The organism is Halopseudomonas pelagia CL-AP6, from assembly GCF_000410875.1.
GTDB lineage: Bacteria > Pseudomonadota > Gammaproteobacteria > Pseudomonadales > Pseudomonadaceae > Halopseudomonas > Halopseudomonas pelagia.
Window position 1 is genome coordinate 1 of the sequence record NZ_AROI01000028.1, and the last position, 3371, is coordinate 3371.

The 3371-nt window shown below is 55.7% G+C and carries 4 protein-coding genes and 3 tRNA genes; all 7 read right to left on the minus strand.

Features of this window, described 5'->3' with window-relative positions; genetic code table 11:
* Positions 1-133: 133 nt before the first annotated feature.
* Positions 134-209: transfer RNA gene (locus tag K787_RS0118530), tRNA-Thr, on the minus strand.
* A gap of 26 nt (positions 210-235) precedes the next feature.
* Positions 236-309, minus strand: a tRNA-Gly gene (locus tag K787_RS0118535).
* Between the two features lie 23 nt (positions 310-332).
* A tRNA-Tyr gene (locus K787_RS0118540) sits at positions 333-416 on the minus strand.
* Between the two features lie 152 nt (positions 417-568).
* Complete coding sequence (locus K787_RS0118545) at positions 569-1231, minus strand: SPOR domain-containing protein (RefSeq protein WP_022964306.1); 663 nt, start codon at positions 1229-1231, stop codon at positions 569-571.
* On the minus strand, positions 1231-1980 hold the full coding sequence (locus K787_RS0118550) for a type III pantothenate kinase (RefSeq protein WP_022964307.1): 750 nt from the start codon (positions 1978-1980) through the stop codon (positions 1231-1233). The genes K787_RS0118545 and K787_RS0118550 overlap by 1 nt, the downstream gene beginning before the upstream one ends.
* Positions 1970-2950, minus strand: a complete 981-nt coding sequence (locus K787_RS0118555; RefSeq protein ID WP_022964308.1) for a biotin--[acetyl-CoA-carboxylase] ligase — start codon at positions 2948-2950, stop codon at positions 1970-1972. Before K787_RS0118555 ends, K787_RS0118550 begins: the two co-directional genes overlap by 11 nt.
* Positions 2951-3099: 149 nt before the next feature.
* A partial coding sequence (locus tag K787_RS25620; RefSeq protein ID WP_235801959.1) for a hypothetical protein occupies positions 3100-3371 on the minus strand: 272 nt, incomplete at its 5' end.

Consider the following 3371-nt stretch of genomic DNA (forward strand, 5'->3'; position numbering starts at 1 on the left):
GCCCACGTTAAGGTGCGGTTTATTACGTTCAAATTTCTCTTTAGCCATCGAGAGATCCCCTCTTCGTGAGTGCAATGCGCGAGTCACGCGACCATTAAATAAAAGGCAGATATTTGCATATCTGCCTCTATACTGGAGCTCATGAGCGGAATTGAACCGCTGACCTCACCCTTACCAAGGGTGTGCTCTACCAGCTGAGCTACATGAGCTTACACACTTTTTGCGTAGCCAGAATTGGAGCGGGTAGCGGGAATCGAACCCGCACCATCAGCTTGGAAGGCTGAGGTTCTACCGTTGAACTATACCCGCCGAGCTCTGGCTGATGCGAAATCTGGTGGAGGGGGAAGGATTCGAACCTTCGAAGCTTTCGCGTCAGATTTACAGTCTGATCCCTTTGACCGCTCGGGAACCCCTCCGTAAGAGGGCGCCATTTTCATCACTTGGCGCCTTACTGTCAACACATTTATTAGCAAAAACCGCTACTTGTGTGCTGACAACCCCAGACTGGACAGGCAATATTGGAACATCACCGCCATTCAGGGGGGCGCATATCATAGGCTATGGCGGCTCAGCCCGCAACGGGCTTACAAGGAAGGAACTGATGCTGTAAGCCCGGGAAGCTTTCTCGCAACTTGGCCAGCAGAGACTGATCGACCAAGCGCCGGGCGGCACTGCCAACCTGAACCAGGTATTCGCTACTCAGCTTGTCCTGCCGTTCGACCCAGGTTACATATCCCAGAGCCTCCAGCTGCGCTTGCCGAGCCAGCGCATAGTCCTCACGACTGAACACGCCGAGCGAGAGATTATTGGCCAGCGGGCCCCGGGTAATAATGAAGCTATCGATACCCGCATCCTGCAACTGACTGAGTCGCTGCATGGCGTCCGGCTGTCCTCCCTGCACCGGCATGACCAACCAATAATCCTGACTATCAGCTATATCACGACTGATCACTGAAGATTCTATGGACAATGCCAGCAATCGTTGGCGCAACTGTTCGGCCTCGGACCTGACACTGAAGACGCCCAGGTTAACGCACAACATGGTTGCCGGCGGCCGCTCGACGGGATCAGCAGCTGCTTCAAGCCTGTCGGCAGGGGGTTCGACAGCAGGTAGCCGCTCCAGAGCCTGATCAGCCGACTCATAAAGGCTCTGGTCGGCCCTACCGTCCTGCAGTTGCCACAAGCCGTAGAGAACGTTCAACAGAACCAGGAAAAGGAATAGGGATCGCATCATCCCGCCTCTACCGGACATGCTAGCGCGAGACCGTCGAAGACCAGGTCGTTGATGACCTCACACTCCCCCGGCAATGCCTCCGCCATGCGCTCGGCATCGCCACCCGTTAGAATCACCAACATATCGTCACCCATCAGTTGGTGGGCTATGCGGTATTGTTCACGCACGAATCCGGCCAGCATCAGGTCACAGCCAAACTCAACGGCTTCAGCCGTGTTGCTGCCCGGCGATGGCATTAGCAAATCACCCAACAGATTTTCGTCATAACGTATCAGCCGCGTATGACGCTTGAGCCCATTGCGCAGCAACTTGCTTCCGGGAGCAATATAGCCGCCTAAATGCTGGCCATCAGAGCGCACAAAATCGACAGTAATAGCGGTACCTAGATCAATCACCACGCATGCGCGACCACATCGCCCAAAGGCTGCAGCAATAGCAAGCCAACGATCCATTCCCAGCTTGGTGTAGTCCGTGTAGCCATTGGTAACGCCCGCCAGATGCATGCTCGGGCGCGCCAGAACCGGATGCAGCTTCAACCAACTTGTCAACTGATCCATCACCACCTGGGTTTCGTCTGCCGAACGTACGCTCACCAGCCGGCAGGCACTTATCTCACGCTCCTGGCCACCCAGCAGCAACTGCAGCTCGACGAGGTCCGGCGCCATGTCTCGATCACGTACGCGGCCCTCACGATCCAGCAGACGCCACTTGATCAGCGTATTCCCACAATCGAGCTCAAGAAGCATTATTAACCCTCAAACTAACCTCACCACCATTGATGAGCATAAGACCCTCAGCGGTAAGTAGCTTGAGCGCGCCCCGCTCATTGACCCCCTGGTGCACGCCATGCAACGCGTTCGATCCGGACACGATACTGACCGAAAGACCCAGCCAGGCATCACGCTTATTCCATTCGACGATAAAGTCCTGAAAACCTGAGCATCTGAATCGCTCCATGGCCATCAACAGCTTTTCTGCGAACGCAGCAACCAACTTGTTTCTATCCAGCTCTCCCGCACCTGCGGCCTGCAATAAGGAGGTCCACGCCTGATCAATCTCCGCGCCCGCCTCGGGCCGCATCAACACATTGACTCCTACCCCAATAACAGCCACACAGTCGGACGTCAGATCACCGGCGACCTCGATAAGGATACCGGCCAATTTCTTACTCTCAAGCAGAAGATCATTAGGCCATTTCAAGCGAATCTGCGGATAACCACAGCTCTCCAGCGCGTCGGCCAGCACAATACCCACAATCAGGCTTAGACCCTCAAGCCCCTGGGCGCCGTCAGCAAAGGGTTCTACCAGGGTCATGTAGATGTTCTGTCCATAAGGACTAACCCAGGTACGCCCTCTCCGGCCGCGCCCGGACGCCTGCCGCTCACTGATGCAGACAAGCGGGCGGCGACCACCGGATTCCACCAGCAACCGCTGCGCCTGTGCGTTAGTCGAATCAATATCCTGATAGAGATGCCATTGCCAGTATGCCGCGACATCAGCCTGAAAATGGCGCTTGATCTGGTCCAGATCAAGCAGTACCGCCCCTTTGGGAATGCGATAACCCTTACCGCGCACACGCTGAATCGGAAAGCCCTCCCTCTCCAAACGGCTCAAGGACTTCCAGACTGCGGCACGACTTACACCTAACGCCCCTCCCAACGTCTCACCAGAATGGAAACGGCCATCGGACATCATTGAAAGCAGAGTACTGAGCATATTCAAAGGGAGCCATAATTATCAAAGACGCATGATAACGCTGTGGCGGAGCAGAATGAATGGGGAATGTAGTTTTAAAGCTGTAAGCCGGACCCACTCCACGCCATTCCCGCGCAGGCGCACTACTGTCCGGAATAAATTTTGGGGGCTTACCTGGAAGAGTTGCAGCCGCTGAGTCTGAAGGGTAAAACCCGTTGAAGAATGGGAAAAGGCGGCGCAGTGATTTCAGTTGCAAGCTGCTCCTCTGCCCCGTCATTCCCGCGCAGGCGGGAATCCAAGCGCAGTTTTAGAGCGCGCTCCAGCTTGCGGTAATTGCGCATCAGGTCAAGGTCAGCATGGATCCCCGCGTTCGCGAGGATGACTGGACGAGGGTCGGGAGCAGGTAGTTTGCGGCTTTTCCCCGCGCGCAAAGAAAAGCCCC

What these genes read in the sequence shown, in the direction of transcription:
- K787_RS0118545 (WP_022964306.1), bottom strand. Translation starts at nt 1,231, where the DNA reads ATGCGATCCCTATTCCTTTTCCTGGTTCTGTTGAACGTTCTCTACGGC.
- K787_RS0118550 (WP_022964307.1), bottom strand. Translation starts at nt 1,980, where the DNA reads ATGCTTCTTGAGCTCGATTGTGGGAATACGCTGATCAAGTGGCGTCTG.
- K787_RS0118555 (WP_022964308.1), bottom strand. Translation starts at nt 2,950, where the DNA reads ATGCTCAGTACTCTGCTTTCAATGATGTCCGATGGCCGTTTCCATTCT.